Origin of the sequence: uncultured Oscillibacter sp. (genome assembly GCF_947654275.1) — a bacterium.
Lineage (GTDB): Bacteria > Bacillota > Clostridia > Oscillospirales > Oscillospiraceae > Oscillibacter.
This window is the reverse complement of record NZ_CANTJS010000015.1, coordinates 41,643-59,337: the sequence shown is the minus strand read 5'-3', so window position 1 is coordinate 59,337 and position 17,695 is coordinate 41,643. Positions and strand designations below refer to the sequence as shown.

Annotated in this window: 17 protein-coding genes; 9 read left to right on the top strand and 8 right to left on the bottom strand. The window is 59.5% G+C overall.

Translation table 11 applies throughout. The annotated features are described in order from the left end of the window. Nucleotides 1–220 (top strand): hypothetical protein (locus tag Q0063_RS05885; RefSeq protein WP_297871047.1); only part of this gene is annotated, 220 nt, incomplete at its 5' end. A 54-nt stretch (nucleotides 221–274) separates the two neighbouring features. On the opposite strand, the gene Q0063_RS05880 is transcribed toward Q0063_RS05885, so the two are convergent. From Q0063_RS05880 to Q0063_RS05855, 6 genes are all read right to left on the bottom strand, one after another. Further along, nucleotides 275–436, bottom strand: a complete 162-nt coding sequence (locus Q0063_RS05880) for a hypothetical protein (RefSeq protein WP_297871046.1) — start codon at nucleotides 434–436, stop codon at nucleotides 275–277. Between the two features lie 252 nt (nucleotides 437–688). Then, nucleotides 689–1,585: a type I-C CRISPR-associated protein Cas7/Csd2 gene (gene cas7c / locus Q0063_RS05875; RefSeq protein WP_297871045.1), complete on the bottom strand. Its 897-nt coding sequence runs from the start codon at nucleotides 1,583–1,585 to the stop codon at nucleotides 689–691. After that, nucleotides 1,578–3,326 carry a type I-C CRISPR-associated protein Cas8c/Csd1 gene (cas8c, locus tag Q0063_RS05870; RefSeq protein WP_297871044.1) on the bottom strand — a complete coding sequence of 583 codons (1,749 nt, stop codon included), beginning with the start codon at nucleotides 3,324–3,326 and terminating at the stop codon, nucleotides 1,578–1,580. Before cas8c ends, cas7c begins: the two co-directional genes overlap by 8 nt. Next, nucleotides 3,323–3,985: a type I-C CRISPR-associated protein Cas5c gene (cas5c, locus tag Q0063_RS05865; RefSeq protein ID WP_297871043.1), complete on the bottom strand. Its 663-nt coding sequence runs from the start codon at nucleotides 3,983–3,985 to the stop codon at nucleotides 3,323–3,325. Before cas5c ends, cas8c begins: the two co-directional genes overlap by 4 nt. A gap of 373 nt (nucleotides 3,986–4,358) precedes the next feature. Continuing rightward, complete coding sequence (gene cas3 / locus Q0063_RS05860; protein WP_297871042.1) at nucleotides 4,359–6,485, bottom strand: CRISPR-associated helicase Cas3'; 2,127 nt, start codon at nucleotides 6,483–6,485, stop codon at nucleotides 4,359–4,361. Continuing rightward, nucleotides 6,482–6,832, bottom strand: coding sequence for a hypothetical protein (locus Q0063_RS05855; protein ID WP_297871041.1), 351 nt, complete (start codon nucleotides 6,830–6,832; stop codon nucleotides 6,482–6,484). Before Q0063_RS05855 ends, cas3 begins: the two co-directional genes overlap by 4 nt. Nucleotides 6,833–6,879: 47 nt before the next feature. On the opposite strand from Q0063_RS05855, the gene Q0063_RS05850 reads away from it, so the two are divergent. From Q0063_RS05850 to Q0063_RS05820, 7 genes are all read left to right on the top strand, one after another. Next, nucleotides 6,880–7,374, top strand: a complete 495-nt coding sequence (locus Q0063_RS05850) for a hypothetical protein (RefSeq protein WP_297871040.1) — start codon at nucleotides 6,880–6,882, stop codon at nucleotides 7,372–7,374. Between the two features lie 67 nt (nucleotides 7,375–7,441). Then, complete coding sequence (locus tag Q0063_RS05845; RefSeq protein WP_297871039.1) at nucleotides 7,442–8,044, top strand: TlpA disulfide reductase family protein; 603 nt, start codon at nucleotides 7,442–7,444, stop codon at nucleotides 8,042–8,044. Further along, nucleotides 8,025–8,177 carry a CD1871A family CXXC motif-containing protein gene (locus Q0063_RS05840; protein ID WP_297871038.1) on the top strand — a complete coding sequence of 51 codons (153 nt, stop codon included), beginning with the start codon at nucleotides 8,025–8,027 and terminating at the stop codon, nucleotides 8,175–8,177. Before Q0063_RS05845 ends, Q0063_RS05840 begins: the two co-directional genes overlap by 20 nt. A 3-nt stretch (nucleotides 8,178–8,180) precedes the next feature. Next, nucleotides 8,181–9,041: a 4Fe-4S binding protein gene (locus Q0063_RS05835; protein ID WP_297871037.1), complete on the top strand. Its 861-nt coding sequence runs from the start codon at nucleotides 8,181–8,183 to the stop codon at nucleotides 9,039–9,041. Nucleotides 9,042–9,078: 37 nt separating this feature from the next. Continuing rightward, on the top strand, nucleotides 9,079–9,375 hold the full coding sequence (locus tag Q0063_RS05830; RefSeq protein ID WP_297871036.1) for a hypothetical protein: 297 nt from the start codon (nucleotides 9,079–9,081) through the stop codon (nucleotides 9,373–9,375). 49 nt (nucleotides 9,376–9,424) lie between these two features. Continuing rightward, nucleotides 9,425–10,660, top strand: coding sequence for an extracellular solute-binding protein (locus Q0063_RS05825; RefSeq protein ID WP_367180340.1), 1,236 nt, complete (start codon nucleotides 9,425–9,427; stop codon nucleotides 10,658–10,660). A 150-nt stretch (nucleotides 10,661–10,810) separates the two neighbouring features. Beyond that, nucleotides 10,811–12,400, top strand: a complete 1,590-nt coding sequence (locus Q0063_RS05820) for a methyl-accepting chemotaxis protein (RefSeq protein ID WP_297871035.1) — start codon at nucleotides 10,811–10,813, stop codon at nucleotides 12,398–12,400. Nucleotides 12,401–12,722: 322 nt separating this feature from the next. Here the strand turns inward: Q0063_RS05820 and Q0063_RS05815 are convergent, their stop codons facing one another. Both Q0063_RS05815 and Q0063_RS05810 read right to left on the bottom strand, forming a co-directional pair. After that, nucleotides 12,723–13,166: an FMN-binding protein gene (locus tag Q0063_RS05815; RefSeq protein WP_297871034.1), complete on the bottom strand. Its 444-nt coding sequence runs from the start codon at nucleotides 13,164–13,166 to the stop codon at nucleotides 12,723–12,725. Further along, nucleotides 13,163–15,202, bottom strand: coding sequence for a methyl-accepting chemotaxis protein (locus Q0063_RS05810; RefSeq protein ID WP_297871033.1), 2,040 nt, complete (start codon nucleotides 15,200–15,202; stop codon nucleotides 13,163–13,165). Before Q0063_RS05810 ends, Q0063_RS05815 begins: the two co-directional genes overlap by 4 nt. A gap of 282 nt (nucleotides 15,203–15,484) precedes the next feature. Here Q0063_RS05810 and Q0063_RS05805 point away from each other — a divergent pair, with 282 nt between their 5' ends. Further along, on the top strand, nucleotides 15,485–17,659 hold the full coding sequence (locus Q0063_RS05805; RefSeq protein WP_297871032.1) for a GAF domain-containing hybrid sensor histidine kinase/response regulator: 2,175 nt from the start codon (nucleotides 15,485–15,487) through the stop codon (nucleotides 17,657–17,659). The last annotated feature ends 36 nt before the right edge of the window (nucleotides 17,660–17,695 follow it).

The window sequence follows — 17,695 nt, the reverse complement described above, 5'->3', positions numbered from 1 at the left end:
AATCGTTGTGCCGCAAAGGATTCAACGAAAAATCGATTTTACCCACTTACTCCATAAAACCGCCGTTTCTGAAAGGAAACGGCGGTTTTTCTTGATTTTTGGGCGATTTTGTGATGGGGTTTATCAGCTCGTGTTGATTTTGACCACAGCTTCAGCCGCAGACAGAGAAAACGCCGCCCTCCGGGAAGCCTTGCCCCGGAGGGCGGCAGTCTGTGCTTGATTCGGCTGCTGTTTCTGGGATTCGGGTCAGTTGTCCCCTGAAAGAATCAAGAGGTTACCAGTTTTCCTGTTCGCGGCACCGGCCCAGCTCCTCTTCTTCACGGCGAAATTCGCTGTCGTCCCAAAGGTTGACATACTCACCCCGCGTGTAACTGAAACCGTCTCTGTCAATGTCCTCGTATTTACTGGGGGCGTAGTTGAAGTACCATTTTGACATAATGATGCCTCCTTCCATGCTCCCCGTGAGGGGAGCGACTTGTGACGTGCGCATCGGTTTTTGCCCCGCCCTTATTTCAATCCACGCTCCCCGCGAGGGGAGCGACTAGGCAGGAGAACTGCCCCTGCTGGGTGACGGAATTTCAATCCACGCTCCCCGCGAGGGGAGCGACCAGATGGGTGTGGTGCTGGGTGAAAAGGAATACCAATTTCAATCCACGCTCCCCTCACGGAGAGCGACCCTCAGGCCAGCTCATCCCATGCGCCGGCAGGTAATGCCGGCAGGCAGCGCGGATTCATCCACAGTGACCCGATAGTCTCCATAGGACCGGGCCGGGGCGGGGTCATCCTTGCAGGTCCGCTCCACCTTCACGGATTCAAAGAGCTTCCAGGCCGGTGCGCAGCCCAGCTCGGAGTCGTGTTTGAAAATAATCAGCTCCCGTACCGCCATCTTGCCCCGGGCGGCAGAGTGGTCGTGCTCAAACATATTGAGGATTCCCTGCCAAAGCAGCTCCAGGTCCTCTTCGGAGAAGCCGGTGGTTTTGCGGGCCAGATTGGCGGAGACATAGCCCTCGCAGCGGTAGAGGCCATAGGGGATGATGTACTTGCGGCCCATCTCGGTGCCCTTCTTCTCCGCATCGGCCTCCGTGGTAATGGCAACACGGGTGATGGTCACCTCCTGCGGCATCACCGGCTCTACACTGCGGGCAAAGCCCAGCTGCACCGGCCCCCGGACCTGGCCGCAGTTCAGGGCCGCCTTGACGAAGGTGGTCATCACCGCTCCGAAGGTGCGGATGTCATAGAAATTGGCACACATCCAATCCCGTACTTTCTCATCCAGATCAGGATCTGCCTTTTTCTTTTCCTTCACCGTCTTTTCTGTGATATCCAGTTGGGCATAGGCCTCGGCGTCACTGCGGTTGAGGGGAACCCCGTCCTTGATGTAGATACGGTAGCCGGCGGCGTCCTCCTTGACGGTCTCCACATAATTGCGTATCTTCCGCTTGAGACATACGTCGGTTACCAGCCCCAGACCGGTCTCCGGGTCCACCCGGGGCATGTTGCCGGCGTCTGGGTCGCCGTTGGGATTTCCGTTCTCCACGTCGAACAGGATGACAAATTCATAACGGTTTTGAATGGGTTCAGACATGTTCAGCTTCCTCCTTTTTTGTATAGCGGCTCTGGGTCTGGTGATAATATCCCAGCTGAAACGCGCCCTGCTGCGGCAGACTCAGCCGGTCGGGGAAGGCTTCTCCCAGCTTATCGGTCAGCTCGGTTAACTGTTTGCTGTAGGAAATGCTCCAGCCCTTGTCCAGCTTCCGCAGATGCTTCTGGGCCAGGTTAATCAGTGTGGGAAACACCCGGCTGGGCGTGGAAGATGCGGAATTAAAGTATTTGTCCTTAATGGTTGCGTTGATACCGGGATTGGCCGAGGACTGGATAGCCTCCAGCACGGAGAACAGCCGGCCCAGGGTATAGGGGATATTGGTGCTGTCCGGATTCAGGGACACGGTTAAGACCTCCTTTGGCACGTCAGGGTGGGTTTTTTTCAGATTCAGATAGTAGGCTTTCAGTATGGCGGCTCTGCCTTTGGTGATGTCCCGCTCCGCACGGATGCGCAGGGAGACGCCATTGAGCAGCGTGGCGGGATACGGCGTATCACTCAAAATGGCGCGCAGAGTCTCGCCGGCCATTCCGGGCGTTGGAGATTTGTCCCGGGAATTCCGGTTTACCGTTTCGTCCAGCAGCTTCCAGAGAGGAATCGTTTCAAACTTGTCAAAGGAGGGGCGGACGATTTCCAGCCGCTCCTGGTGGGCCTGAAGGTTTCGGACAAATGCCCCGAAGGTGTTTTTAAGGAAGAACCGCACCGACAGCCGGGCGGCGTTGGGCGACAGGCCCAGAACGTAAAAAGCAGTATTGGGGTCCAGCCGGGCTTCCTCAAACAGGACGGGCTTTCCCTGGCACAGGTCGAGGGTCATCTTTTGCAGGTCGGAAACCGAGTAAGCGGCGGGGGCGCCGAACAGGCTGGCCATGGAAAAGCTCTGATAGGCCTGCTGGCCGCCGGCTGCCCAGAACAGCACCGTGGTGTCCCCGATTCGCCCCACATAGTCCCGATCCGCCAGCAGATGGTTCAGCGCGGTGGTGTAGGCAAAGGCCGCATATTTGCTGGTGGGGGCGTTGAGACTCTGTTCCCGGCCGTAGGAGCAGAAGGCGTCGCCATTGAAGGACACCAGGGCCGCGCCGCTGGACTGGGCTCCGGCCACTCCCTTGATGGAGGGGTGAACGGCCTCCGCCGCTCCCTTCTTTCCGGTAACCAGGCACACCAGTTCAGGACCATCCCCGGCGGAGTCGTAATGGGCCTGCCACGCCGGCCGAATCAGGGCGTCGTCCTGGAGATAAACGCCGTCATATCGGAATACCAGGTTTGCTCCCGCCAGAATATCCTCCAGCTTGTCCGCCAGTGCGGAATGCTCCCTGGCTGTTGCCGGGTCCCAGCGGTCAAAGAAGGCCAGCACCGCCCGGGCTGCCGGACTGTCTACTCCGTTTAAAATCCGGTGATGGAGCACTTTGCAGGCAGTGAAACACTCCAAACTCCGCTGCGGCTTTCCCTTTTCGTCGATTCCAAGAAGATAGCTGGAGTTGTCCCACAAAAAATTGGAGGCCACTCCGCTGGACCGTTTGACCGGGGCAGGGAGGGACATAGGCCGGGGCGCCAGCACCTTTTTCTTTCCGCGCTCCTCCTCCTGCTTGAGGGAAACCGCCTGTTCCAGCTCTCCGTCGTCGTTGATATACAGCGCATAGGAGATATTGGCGTTGCTCCAGCCGGGACGGGCCAGCCTGCCCTGAGCGGCCAGGTCCTCATAGTGCTCCGCAAGCGCCTGTAAGATCATCCGATCACCTCCCCGCTGTCCCGGGCGGGAACCGCCAGCACACCGTCCCGAAGTGCTGCCCGGAAGAACAGGGGGGCAATGTTCCCGGGATCAGAGTAGTCCAGATCCCAAAGCATGTACCCCAGTTCCCGCACGCCCTTCAGCTCCTCCGGACAGGGCGGCGGGGTTTCGCACGCCTTGAACTGCGCGGGAAATTCCCGGCATCCAAAATAGGGCTGGCTGTAAAACTGTCCCCGCCTGATCCGGCGCTTGATAATATCCTGGAATTTTCCGTCGTTGTCGCTGGCTGACGCCTGACCGGTCATATCAAAATGGGCGTCAATGACATAGCGCACATCCCGTAGCAGCATGGCGGCCCGCTGCTGGATGTCCTGGGAGGTGACAAGATACAGTTCTCCCTTTCCCCGCTCCATCACCGTCCGGGCCGCCCGGGCGCTGGCGGTGGATTTTACCTCGTTGCGCCGCAGGTTGGTAAAGCGGATGGGGGCACAGACATGGATGCGGTCAATGACCCACTGCAGGCCCGGGTGCCAGTATATGGATTCCAGCAGGCCCCGAGCGGCAGAGGGCGTCATCACATCATAGCTGACCCGTTCCGTCTTCATCTCCGGACGTGTGAAGCAGGCGTAGTCTCCCCACACCTCCAATGAAATCGGCATGGCGTTCACTCCTCTCGCATTGGTTAAAATATTTAATTTTCTCGACTCTATTCGCTTCTGTTTTGTACTATATCACATATTTTGGGTTTTGTAAAATTGAAAAGACAGGATTCGCGAAATTTTTTATGCTTGAATGAGGGGGAAAGTTGTGCTGCCATCAATTCTGTCTTCCGTGCAGCATGGGTGCGGGGTGAATAAGAAAGGCTGCTTTATATAGTGCGGGGCGGCAGAATTGTCTGCCGCCCCAGCTATGTATATGATAGCAATCTTCAAAATTATGAACAAAGGGCCGCCGAAGGCGGCTGCCCCTACAGGTCCGCCCGTAGGGGCTGGCTCTTGGCCGGCCCGCCTGCCGGGAATGATGATGCTTGCTTTAAATGAATAGAGCTTTTCCTTCGTCCGCACGCAGCGACAGTCCGGTGCTGTCATTATACAGTGACAGGTTGGTCAGGACCGTGCTTCCGTCCTCCAGCACCTCCACGTCCCCGGCCAGGTCCAGGGCCGCAAAGTGCTGCGGATAGACAGAGACGCCATACTGACCCAGCGCCCGGAACAGCGCCCTGCCGCCCTGGCCGGAGCGGAGCCGCCGGATCAGCTCCTCTCCTTCGCCCAGGGGGATGTACACGGTCCTGGTCTCACTGTCGATGAGGTGGAACCGCTCCGCGATTTTCCGGAAGGGCATGAATTCCCGCTCCATGATTTTGAGGATGTTCCTTTGATCCAGGGCCTCCGGTCCTTTCAGACCCAGCAGCTCCTGGAAATAATACCGAATCGCCTCCGGCTTGTCCGGCTGGTCATACCGGTTCAGCGCCCGGCGGCCCGCGGCCACGGGAATTTCAAACAGAGACGGCGGCGGGGTCTCGCTCTGGAATACGGTGACAACGCTCTCCCCGGCAGCCCGCTTTCCCTCCCGGTTGCACCGGCCCGCCGCCTGGAGAATCGAATCCAGTCCCGCCTCTTCCCGGAACACCGCTGGAAAGTCCACATCCACCCCGGCCTCGATGAGGGAGGTGGATACCACGCGGCAGGGTAAGCCGTCCTTCAGACGCGTCCGGATTTCCTCCAGTATTGTCTTCCGGTGGGCAGGGTACATCAGAGTCGACAGATGGAAGGCCCCGTCCTTGTCCAGCAGATTATAGATTGTCTGTGCGCTTTTTCGGCTGTTGACAATGCACAGGGCCTGTTTTTGCCCGTTGATCTGCTCTGCCACGGCCTCCCAGGACAGTTTTCCCTCCCGCCGGAAGATGACGCGCCGGAATGTCTCCCGATGGAACATCGGGCACAGCTCTGCGGCGGGCCGGTCCGGCAGAAATTCCCGGAATATTCCGTCCAGCGCAGGCTGTGTGGCGGTACAAAGCACAGCGGAAACGCCGAAATTCTTCACCAGCTGAGCGATTGCAAAGACGCAGGGACGAAGATAGGGGACGGGCATCATCTGCGCCTCGTCAAAGATGACGGCGCTTTTGGCCAGGTTGTGCAGCTTGCGGCACTGGGAGGAGCGACTGGCAAAGAGAGATTCAAAAAACTGCACTGCCGTAGTCACCACCACCGGCATATCCCAGTTTTCAGTGGCTCTGGCCAGTCTGGCGTTCTCCGGCCCGGCCTCGTCCTCTATGTCATAGAGAATGCCGGAGTGATGCTCCAGTACATTCTCATCCCCCAGAATTTCCCGGAAGACCTGGGCATTCTGCTCGATGATGGAGGTATACGGGATGACATAGATAATCCGGCGCAGTCCGTGGGTGCGGGCGTGGCACAGGGCAAAGGCCAGGGACGCCACGGTTTTGCCGCCGCCGGTGGGGATGGTCAGGGTAAAGAGCCCCGGACGTTGGCGCTCCCCCTGTTCTATGCAATGCTCCAAAATCTCACAGCGTTCCCGGTTCAGCTCCGTTTCTGGAGGAAACCAGCCGGAGACATAAGATTGGAGTTTATCCTCCAGTATCTCCATCGGGTCTCCTCCGCCGCGCTCCCGTTCCCTTCCTGCCATAAATGTCTCTGTGTCCAGGAAATCTGCGTCTACCAGGCAGGAATAAAGCATTCTGGTAAAAAACATCTCCTCCAGCGGACCTGAGAACGTCCGCTGGGGGACTGTGGGAAGCCGGGTTTCCCGCTGCCAGGCATCGCAGGGCTCCAGTTTCCCCATGGCGGCTTTCTTCATGCGGCCGAAGAAGGTCTTTTCTTCGTAGTGATCCCCCTGCCCGCCGCCGTCGGGCAGACCGCCGTGATGCCCCGCCACTGCAAAGGCCGCACAGCTTTGCCCCAGCTTGCAGCATTCCGCTGCACCGGCTGTGGAATGGTCCACATGTTCCGGACTCCCCTGCAGCCTCCGCTGAAAGGCGTCAGAATATTTTCCCAAATCATGCGATAGTCCGGCGAGCCTTCCCAGTTCCTCCGTTCCAAAGGCGGCGGCAAACCCGGCACACAGCTCTGCGGTTCCATTCAGGTGTTCCAAGACCGTCTGCCTGCGATCATCCTGGGCAATATGAGCAAGATATGTCATTTTGTGTTCTTCCTTCCTGCAAGTTTATGGGTTAAGAATCTGTATTCACAACCGTTGAACGCTGTCTGAACGGTCTTTTTCTCGCCATACTGTGTCGATTTCCCTTGTAATCCGCCAGGATTGCTGCGGAAAAGCTCCTTGTCTGATAGGAAAAATCCACGCCCATTCAGCATCCCCCGGCTATGAATACAGGTTCTAACTTTAACACCCTCACGGACGAATGTAAAGTTTTTCAAATGACGACTGCCGGCAGCACCGATTCCGCCATTCTGCACGGCCGGTATGGGCAATGCCAGCCATACTGATTTAAGAAAAAGAAGCCATCGGAATGGATGGTTTGTAATCACGATTGACGGGTCATCAGAACGCCCGCCGGTAGATCCCGCTTGAGTCGATGACGAACGCCGGAAAAGCCGGCGTCAGGGAGGAGAAGGAACGTATCTGCTCCATCCGGAAGATGTCCGGCACCATCATACCCTTCGAGGAGGAACGGGATTTCTATAACCTTTCCGGCAATGTCCCCTTTGATGACCGGTTCAGCCACGAGGCGGATATGGTTGACCTGAGCCTCACACTGATTCGAGCGTATCTCAAAGAGGTAAGGAGTTCCTGGCATGAGGAATCCGGGCACATGGATGTTCTTGATCTGCGTCAGGGCATGGACATCGTGAACACTCTGCCGGAGTACACCAAGCCGAAAAATGCGGGGCTGATGACAGAGACTCGCCGCACCGCAAGGGAAACCCTCCGCATCCGCAGGCAGGAGCTTCCCCCGGCGGACGGCGGCTCAAATATGTCCGGTCCATTCTTGCGCATTCGCCGCAAATCGGTTACAATAGAAGCCAGATACAGAAACGGAGTCCCGCCGGGACCATCGAAAGGTCGGTGACGCCGCCCCTGCTCGGGCCCGGTCTTCCGGCAGGGCAGACAACCTTATGAAAAACGGAGGAACAGACATGCGTAAACGATTCATTGTGCTTTTGGGCTATCTGATGCTGACAGCGGCTCTGCTGTGCGGCTGCGGCGGGGACAGCGGCGGAACCGCCGCCGGGACCGCCCCTGAAGCGGAACCGCCGGCCGCCGCCGCTCCCGAGGGAGAATCACAGGAAACGCCGCCCCCGGAGGAAGAGCCCATTTACATCACCTTTGAGGGAACCGATCTGGAGGGAAACGCGGTTTCTCAGGAGGTTTTCGCCCAGTCCGGTCTCACCATGGTCAACGTGTGGGCCACCTACTGCAATCCCTGCCTGAGCGAGATGCCGGGACTGGGCGAGCTGGCGGCGGAATACGACCCGTCGGAGTTCCAGATCATCGGCGTCGTCAGCGACGTGCGGGAGGGCGAGGACCAGACGCTTGTGGAGGACCTGGTTCAGGAGACCGGGGCGGACTACCCCCACCTGCTGGCCAACGCCTCTCTGGATCAGGCGCTGCTGTCCAGCGTCAGCGGCGTGCCGACCACCTTCTTCTTTGACAGAGAGGGGGCCTATCTGGGCGGCATTGTCGGAGCCGCGGAAAAGTCGGACTGGGAGGAGATCATTCATGGGCTTCTGGAGGAATAACAGCCGCTATGCCTGGGCGGGGGGCGTTTTGGCCGGGGTCCTCCTTCTTGGGCTGGGCGCCGCTCAGGGGCAGTTTGCAGTGATCTGGAGAAAGGCAGTGATGATCTGCCTGGAGTGCATCGGGATTGGGTGAGCCATGAAAAAAATCCGTCTGACCGTGCAGCTGCTGTACACCATCGTGACCAACGGGTATCTGTACGGCTTTCTGCGGGGAAACATCTATAAGGGCAGTCTGAAATATGCCTGCGTCCCCGGCCTCAACTGCTACTCCTGCCCCGGGGCCGTGGCCTCCTGCCCCATCGGAGCCTTGCAGGCCCTGCTGAACCAGCGGGGCTTTCAGGTCCCCTTCGCCGCCCTGGGCTTCTTCTTCCTGTTCGGAAGCGTACTGGGCCGCTTTGTCTGCGGCTGGCTGTGCCCCTTCGGGCTGGTTCAGGACCTTCTGCACAAAATCCCCCTGTTCAAAAAGAAAAAGCGCCTGCCCTTCCACCGTGTCCTGAAGCACGGGAAATACGCGGCGCTGGTTCTGCTGGTGGGAATCGGGTCCATGTTTTTGTTCGGGGGCTTCGCCAAGGTCCCAGCCTTCTGCAAATACCTCTGTCCCTCCGGCACCCTGCTGGGGGCCCTCCCCCTGCTGAGCGCCAACGAGTCGCTGCGGAGTCAGGCCGGCGGGCTGTTCCTCTGGAAGCTGGGGATTCTGCTTGCCATAGTCCTGCTGTCCGTCAAGGTCTTTCGGCCCTTCTGCCAGTATCTGTGCCCCCTGGGGGCCATTTACGGCTGGTTCAACCGCTTCAGCCTGGTGCAGATTCACTGGGAGCAGGAGCGGTGCATCTCCTGCGGGGCCTGTGAGAGGGCCTGCCCCACGGCGCTGTCCTTACAGGAAATCTCCCGCTCCCCGGAGTGCATCCGCTGCGGGAAGTGCGTGGAGGCCTGTCCCAAGGACTGCCTGCATTTCACAGCCAGCCCCGGATATCATTCCGCGGAATCGCAGTCATCCTAACCCCGGAGCAGTTCTGCCGGATAAGATGCTGGAGAGCATGAATAACCTGGAGTTGGACGCACGGCTGGGCCGGCAGGAACTGCGGTTTGCGGAGCGGAGCACGGCGGTGAATGCGGATTCCCTTCCGGGTCGGAACCTGTATTCACAACCGCCGCACGCCGTCTGGCTGGTCTTTTCCTGCCATACTGTGTCGATTTCCCTTGCCATACGTCAGTGTGGGAAGGGAAATCTCCTTGTCCGACGAGAAAAACCTTCGCCCATTCGGTTCCTCGCCCATCCGGGAAAACCTGCCGGAAAATCCATCTGCCGCTGGTGGATTTTGGTTGAAATCTGATGCGCGGAATGCTATAATGTTTCAGCAATTGATAGGAGGAATGGAAACCGTGGGAAAACAGATTTTTCTTGGAGCGATATCCGCCTGTTTGGCATTCCTGCTGACCGCCTGCGCGGGGCAGACGCCCCCTCCGGATGAAAGCCTGTCCGCAAAGGAAACCGTTGCCCTGACCGTATGGGGCGCGGAGGAGGACGAAGCGCTGCTGGAGCAGATTTTCTCCTCATTCAAAACGCACTACGCCGGACAGGCTGACTTTCAGATTACCTATCAGCCCCAAAGCGAGTCAAACTGCAAGGACGCCCTGCTGGCTGATCTGGAGGGCGGCGCGGACGTCTTCGCCTTTGCCGACGACCAGGTGGCGGCGCTGGCCGCCGCCGGCGGACTGGACCCCATCGCGGATGCCGCGGCCATCCGCAGCGACTGCCTTCCCGCCGCGGTGGAGGCGGCCAGCGTGGGAGGGACCCTCTATGCCTACCCGCTGACGGCAGATAACGGATATTTCCTGTACTATAACAAGGCCTACTTTACGGAGGAGGACGTCCAGAGCCTGGACAGGATGCTGGAGGTGGCCGCCCAGGCCGGCAAGCGGGTGTCCATGGACTGGTCCTCCGCCTGGTATGTCTATGCCTTCTTCGGCAACACCGGGCTGGAGATAGGCCTCAATGAAGACGGGCTGACCAATTACTGCACCTGGAACAGCACGGAGGGTCCCATCCGCGGAACGGACGTGGCCCAATCCATGCTGAATATTGCGGCCAGTCCCGCCTTCTCCAACCGCCCGGACGGGGAATTCCTTGCCGGTGTACGGGACGGCACGGTCATTGCCGGCGTCAGCGGCGTGTGGAACGCCCTGGCCGTGGAGGAGGCATGGGGCGGCAGCATGGGAGCCGCCAAGCTTCCTGCATATACCTGCGCAGGGCAGCAGGTGCAGATGGCGTCCTTTTCCGGCTGTAAGCTCATCGGCGTGAACGCCTATTCCAAGCACCCGGATTGGGCGGCCCGGCTGGCGGAGTGGATGACCGGAGAGGAAAACCAGAATCTGCGCTTTGAGGTGCGGGGACAGGGACCGGCCAATGTCAACGCCGCCAACTCTCCTCAGGTCCAGTCCTCTCCCGCGATTGCCGCCCTGCTGGAGCAGTCCAACTACTCTCAGCTTCAGCGGGTGGGAGGAAAGTTCTGGGACCCCGTGGCGGAGTTTTCCGCCAGCATGGCCCAGGGGAACCCCTCCGGCACGTCCCTTCAGGCCCAGCTGGACCGGATGGTTGAAGGCGTAATCCAGCGCTGAGTACATCATAATGACTGTCTTGCTTCCGAACAGGAAAGGTCATATACGCCATGCTTTGCGGGCCCCCAGGGGCGGCGGGCAGAACGGTTTCAATCAAATGTCATGATTTCCGGATTCAGAATTCGGAGACAATCATCAGGAGGAAATCACATGAAAGGCAGACTGACATTGCAGCAGCGCTTGATTCTGCCCATCATTCTGTTGGGCCTGATTACCCTGCTGTCCAATATCCTTGCGGTATTCAGCATCAACAATGTCCACGCCAACGCGGGAACGATTGTGGAACGGAGCATGGTCAGCGAGGAGCGGTTGGAGGATATCAGGCGGTCCGTCATGAATATCCACCGCCTGGCCCTGTCCCATATCGTGGCGGCGGACCACGCCACCATGATTCAGCTGGTGCAGGAGATCAAGGCGGAGGAGGCCGCCCTGGATGAGAAGCTGGAGGGCTACGAGGCATATGTTTCCAGGGAGGACGGGGAGACCTATCAGTCTCTCCTCAACAGCTATGCTGAATTCAAACATGCCCTGGTCTGCCTGGTCAGCGCCAGCGCCGACAGCAAGACCCAGGAGGCCTATTCCACAGCCAACGGAGACGTGGCCCGCTGGAGCGGAGCTGCGGAGTCGGAGATCGACGCCCTTTCCGCCGCTGTCAGCGCTCAGGCCGGAGAGGCCCGGGAACGGCTCACCCTGGTTTACATCATTTCCCTTATCACCAGCGCCGTCACCTTAATCGTGGGCATTTTCCTGGTGGCGGCGGCCTTTCGGATTATCCGGAAATACGTCCTCACCCCCATTCGGGACACAATGGGCACGCTTCAGGACAGCTCCGAGCGAATCAGTGGCGTGGTGGGGGAGGTGCGCCGGCGGGCAAAGCACTCCAATGAGAGCGTCAAGAGCCTTTCCAGGCTGACGCAGCAGCTCTCCGCCGCCTTTGAGGAAATCGCGGGCAGCGCCGCGGCCATCATCACCGCCAGCACTGCCGGCACGCAGGAGGACACCCAGAGCATGGCGGAGGAGTGCTCCGCCATCACGGCCTACTCAGCCGAGATGCGGGAGCGGGCCGAGGAGATGGAGCGCACCGCCCGGGAGGAGACGGCGGTGATCCGGGAAAAGACCGGGGAGATTATGGCCATGCTGGACCAGGCCATTGAGAAAAGCCACAGTGTGGAGCAAATCAAAAGCCTCACCGAGGATATCCTCAATATATCCTCCTCCACCAACCTCATCGCCGTCAACGCCTCCATTGAGGCCGCCCGGGCGGGGGCGGCGGGAGCCGGGTTCTCCGTTGTGGCCCAGGAGGTCCACAAGCTGGCCGACTCCTGCGCCGAGACCGCCAGCCACATTCAGCAGGTCAGCGGCGTTGTCACAGGGGCGGTGGAATATCTGGCCAACAGCGCCCGTGAGCTGACCAGCTACCTGAGCAGGGTCATCACGGAGCAGCTGGAGCGCTCCATTCAGGCCGGGCAGCAGTACCGGGAGGACTCGGACTACATCGGCCAGGCCATGGAGGAGTATAACGGACGGGTGGAACGGCTGAAAACTGCAATCGACCAGATTGCCGTTTCCATTTCCAGCATCTCCGGCTCCATCGACGGAACGGCCTCCGGCATCAACGGCGCCGCCGGCAGCACCCGCATTCTGGCAGACGACATGGGCGGAATCACCGAGCGGATGGACGCCAATCAGGAAATCGTCGGGGAGCTGCAAAGGCAGATGGACCGGTTCGCAAATCTGTAATTCCCCCCCGAAGACGGTTCCGTTTTTCGCCGGGGAGAGGAACGCACAAGAGGAAATCCGGCTTCAACGTCATGCGGGCCGTCTGTCCTGACAAGGACAGACGGCCCGCATAATCTTGATGGCTGATTCGTTTCCGTGGGGTTCCGCCTTCGGCGGCAGGCGGAGGGCCCGCCCTGTATCCCGCCGGGCGCGGAAGGCTCTTAGAGCCTGTATTCATACAAGAAGGTTTCCCTTGCAATCCTGACGGATTGCAAGGGAAACCGGTGCGGTACGGCGGGGAAAAGACCCCTCAGACAGCGTTAACGGTTGTGAATACAGGTTTTTAGTGGGCCGTATCCACAATGGCGATGCTGGAATCTCCCTTCCGGGCCTGCTCCAGCACAGCCTGAGCCAGTATCTGAAAAGAGGCGTGGGAAGACGTGGCTCCGGTGATTGCGTCGATGCTTCCCTGACCCTGCCCCTCCAGGAGCTGGTTCGCATAGTATCGGGTGTATTCATTGGGATAGGTTCCGTTGGAATGAAGCATGGTCTGCATGTAGGCGTTGTCCCAGCTCTTAATGAATCCGCTGGCGTTTTCCGCATTATATTCCACGGAAATAATGCTTCCGTCCTTCACCAGAATGGTGATAAACTCCTTCCAGCCGTGGCTGAATTCAGCCGCCTGGGCGGTGTAATATCCATCCTGAAGCCCCGCCTGGCTTCCGCAGCCTGCCAGCAGCGGGGCCGTCAGCAGCAGACTGAGCAGTATGGCAGCGATCCGTTTCATTGGCTGCACGTCTCCTTCAAAGTGAATTTCTGCACATGGGCCTGAAGCGCCTCGGCCTCCCTGGCCAGGGAGCCGCTGGACTGCTCCGTCTCCCCCGCGTTTTGCAGATTGCGGTCCGCGATGCCGGAAATGACGGAAATCCGTTCCTCCATCTCCGCCAGGGCCAGCTCCTGCCCCTGCACGGCTGCCGCCAGCTGGTCCGAAATGGTGCTGATCTGGGCGGAGACGTCGGAAATCGCCTGGAGGGAACCGGCGGTGTCGGCGGTCAGCACCACGCCGGTCTGGATGATGGCCTTGGTGTTGTTGACCATTTCCGTGGCGCTCTGGGCGGCCTCGGCGCTTTTGGCCGCCAGCTGCTTGACCTCGTTGGCCACAACGGCGAAGCCCTTTCCGGCGGCTCCGGCCCGGGCCGCCTCCACAGAGGCGTTGAGGGAGAGGATATTGGTCTGGAAGGCGATATCTTCAATGTCTTTCGCAATTTTTGTAATTTGCTGGGCATTGGAGCTGATATTGTCCATGGCGGAGGACAGGGCGGCCATCTGCTCGTTGGCGCTCTGGATGCGGCGGGCGATCTCCTCCGTCTGGGAACGGGTCCGGCCGCTGCTGTCTGTGACGTCGGCCAGCCGCTCCTTCACGTGGGTCACCTTGTGGACCAGCTCCTCGGTGGACTGATTCTGCTCCATGGACGCCTGATGCAGCTGGGCGGACTGGCCGCTGAGCTGCTCCGCCATTGCTGTGAGCCGGTCGGCGGCGGCCCGGAAGCCCAGAAGGGTTTCGTTCATGGACCGGGTGATGGTTTGCAGGCTGCCCCGAATCAGCGCAAAGTCCCCCTTGTAGTCCACCTGAGGTTCGGTGCGCAGGTCGCCGTCCGCCACATGGGTCAGCACCTGCTGAATATCCGATATGTACCGGTTTACGCTCTGGAGCGTATCGTCCAGGGTCTGCGTCATGACCTCCAGCTCATCCCCCGTGCGGACGGGGAGCACGTCCGTGTGCAGATCGCCGTTGGAGAGGGCTACCATCCGGTCCGTCACCCGCTTCACCGGGCGGGAGATGGAGCGGGCAAAGCGCAGAATCAGCAGCATGGAGACCATAAGGCCTGCCAGGGTGGCAAAGACGGAGATCAGCATGGCTCCGTTGATAAAGTGGCTGTAATCCGACTTGGGTATCTGAATGACCAGAGACCACTGGGTTCCCCGGATGGGAGAAAAGGCCACCAGCATCTTTTCCCCGTCAATGGGGAACTCCGCCGCGCCGGTCTCTCCGGTGGTAACCCGTTTCGCCGCGTCCCCGTTGCCGCCGCTGAGCTGGACCAGCGAGCTCTGATTGAGGGCCAGGGACTGATCGGGGTGTCCGGTGACAATACCCTCCCGGTTGACCATATAGGCCATGCCGCTTCTTCCCAGATTGATGCTGCTGATGACATCGTTCAGCAGGTCGTATTTATAGACGCCCGACAAATAGAGGGCGGTTTCGCCGTTTTCCTTCACCGGCATCCCCATTACAATCCCCAGCTTCCCCTGATAGATGGTGGAGGAATCAATGGTCAGATTGTCCGTCTCCTTTAAAAGGGAAAGGAAGCTGCCGTCCAGGCTGGCGGGAGCGCCGTCGAGCCCCTGCACCAGACGCCCCTCCAGGTCATACAGGGCGATGGTGTACAGCTCATAGATCTCCGCGGCCTCTTCCAGCACGGCCGTCCGTCCGGCTCTGGTGGCGGCGGCGTCCGGCAGGGGGGGCTGGGTTTCGTCCGGATTGGGGACGGTCGCCGGCACCAGCCGGGAGTCGCCGGCAATGGTCATCATGCGGTCGGCCAGCATGTGGACGTTGGCCTCCACCGTCTTGGCCGACTGCCGGGCCATAGGCTGAAGGCTGTCCAGCAGGATGCTGTTGGCCAGAGACTGAAGGGACATGGCCATAATGATGCAGCATATGACCACCAAAGCCAGAATATTCAGTATGGTATTCCGTAAAATTCGCCTGTTCAGGCTCATGTTGGCTCCCCGTCTGGCAGGAGAGCCCCCGCGTTTTCCCGTCACGTTTCCGTCGCTCCTTTTCTGGATGGTTTTTGCTAATAGACAGCAGGAAAAGCCGCTCCTTCCATCTCGACCGGAACCTGCATGCCGTGCCGGTTTGATGGGCGGTGGGCTTTGGGATTACTATACCATAGATTTCCGGTTATGGGAAGTATTTTTTCATTTCCGGCGGTGTATGTATTTTTCCGCATCTTGTCATTGACGAAACTGGGTCCATATGGTATTATGTCTAGGATTTTCTGACTTTTGAAGCGAGGCTGTGAGGAGAAAGCGGAGGACAGGCAGATGGAGTATGCAGAGGAAATTTTACAGGCCGGAGAGGGCGCGCCGGTTATGGAGGCGCACGAGCCCCACAGCGGCATGAAAAGCGTTCAGAATCTGGAGGCCGTCATCAATGAGGGCCTTCGTGCCGCTCTGCTGGAGGAGACTCCGGACCAGGCGCTGGAGGTGCTGCTGGAGCACCTGGGAAAGGCCCTGAACGGAGAGCGGACCTATATATTTGAGCAGAACGAGTCCGGCGGCGACGACAATACCTATGAGTGGGTGGCCGACGGGGTGGAGCCGGAACGGGAGAATCTTCAGAATGTCCCTCCGGAGGTGTGCGCCAGCTGGTACCGGAATTTCAGCGTCGGCGGGCACATCGTCATTCAGAACGTGGAGGATATTCGGGAGACGGAGCCGCTTCAGTATGAGAACCTGAAGCGGCAGGGCATTCAGTCCCTTGTGGTGGTGCCCCTGTATGACAAGAAGCGGATCATCGGCTTTTACGGCGTGGACAATCCCCCTGTGAAGTCCCTGGAATACGCGACGAATATCCTCCAGACGGCGGCATACTTTATCGTGTCCTCCCTGAAGCGGCGCAATCTGTTCCGGGAGCTTCAGAAGCGGAGCTACCTGGAGGGGCGGCAGAGCCTGGAGGGAATTCTGGAGGGAGCCAGAACGGGCATCTGGACCATCGAGCTGGAGGAGGGCTGCCCGCCCAGAATGTATGCGGACCGGACCATGAGGATTCTCCTGGGGGTGCCGGACAGCATCGGGCCGGAAGCGTGCTACCGGCACTGGTTTGAGCGCATTGAGCCGGACTATGTGGGCATGGTGGAGGAGGCGGTGCGGGAGATTCTGGAGGCCGGACGGTCCGAGGTGATTTATTCCTGGAATCATCCCAAGCTGGGCAAGATTTATGTCCGCTGCGGCGGCGTGCCGGACCGGACGTTTCAAAAGCCCGGCGTCTGCCTGAACGGATACCATCAGGACATCACGGAGACCATGGCGGTGCGGAAGAAGCAGGAGCAGTCCATCATGGAGCTTCTGGAACGGGTGAAGCGGGCCAACTCCGCCAAGAGCGAATTCCTCTCCCACATGTCTCACGATCTCCGCACGCCCATCAACGGCATTCTGGGGATGCTGGCCATTCTGGAGAAAAGCCAGGATGACCCGGACCGGCAGAGAGAGTGCCGGAGAAAGCTCCGCGTGTCGGCGGAGCATCTGTTGTCTCTGGTGAACGACGTCCTCCAGATCAGCAAGCTGGAGAGCGGGCGGGCGGCGGCGGTGTCGGAGCCCTTTGACCTTTGCACCGTGCTGGACGACTGTGTCACCGTGCTGTCCCCCCTTGCGGAGGAGCAGGCCGTCCGGCTGGAGCTGGAGACGTCCGGCCTGCGGCACAGCAGAGTCGTCGGGAATCCGCTGCACGTCAAGAAGATTCTGATGAGCGTCATCGACAACGCCCTGAAATACAACCGGCCCAACGGCTCCGTATTCGTCCGGGCGGAGGAAACCGCCTTTCAGGAGGGGACCGCCGTCTGCCGTTTCGTCGTTGAAGACACCGGAATCGGCATCGGGGAGGACTTCAGACAGCACATTTTCGAGCCCTTTACCCAGGAGCGCCAGGACGCCAGGACCAACTATAACGGCGCCGGGCTGGGCATGTCCATTGTGAAGAAGCTGGTGGACCAGATGGGCGGAACGGTTGAGATAAGCAGCCGGACCGGCCAGGGAAGCGTGGTCCGGATCACCCTGCCCATGCGGGTGAATCAGGCCCGGGAGACGCGCCCCGAGAAGGAAGAACGGAGCGATATTTCCGGGATGCGGGTTCTTCTGGCGGAGGACAATGAGATCAACTGTGAGATTGTGGAATTCATGCTGCGGGACGGAGGCGCGGAGGCTGTGACCGCCAGCAACGGGAAAGCCGCCGTGGACGCCTTCGAGTCCTCTGCCCCGGGAACGTTTGACTGCATACTGATGGATTTGATGATGCCGGTTATGAGCGGATACGAGGCGGCCCGGGTGATTCGGGGCCTGAACCGGGCGGACGCGAAGACGGTGCCCATCATAGCGCTGTCGGCAAACGCCTTTGAGGAGGACATCGTGCTGGCAAAGGACGCAGGGATGAATGAGCATCTGGCAAAGCCGGTGGACGTCCGCAGAATGTTTCAGGTTATGAGCAGGCTGAAAGAGCGTTAGGCGGCTGTATGGAGATGATACAAATTATTGAATACT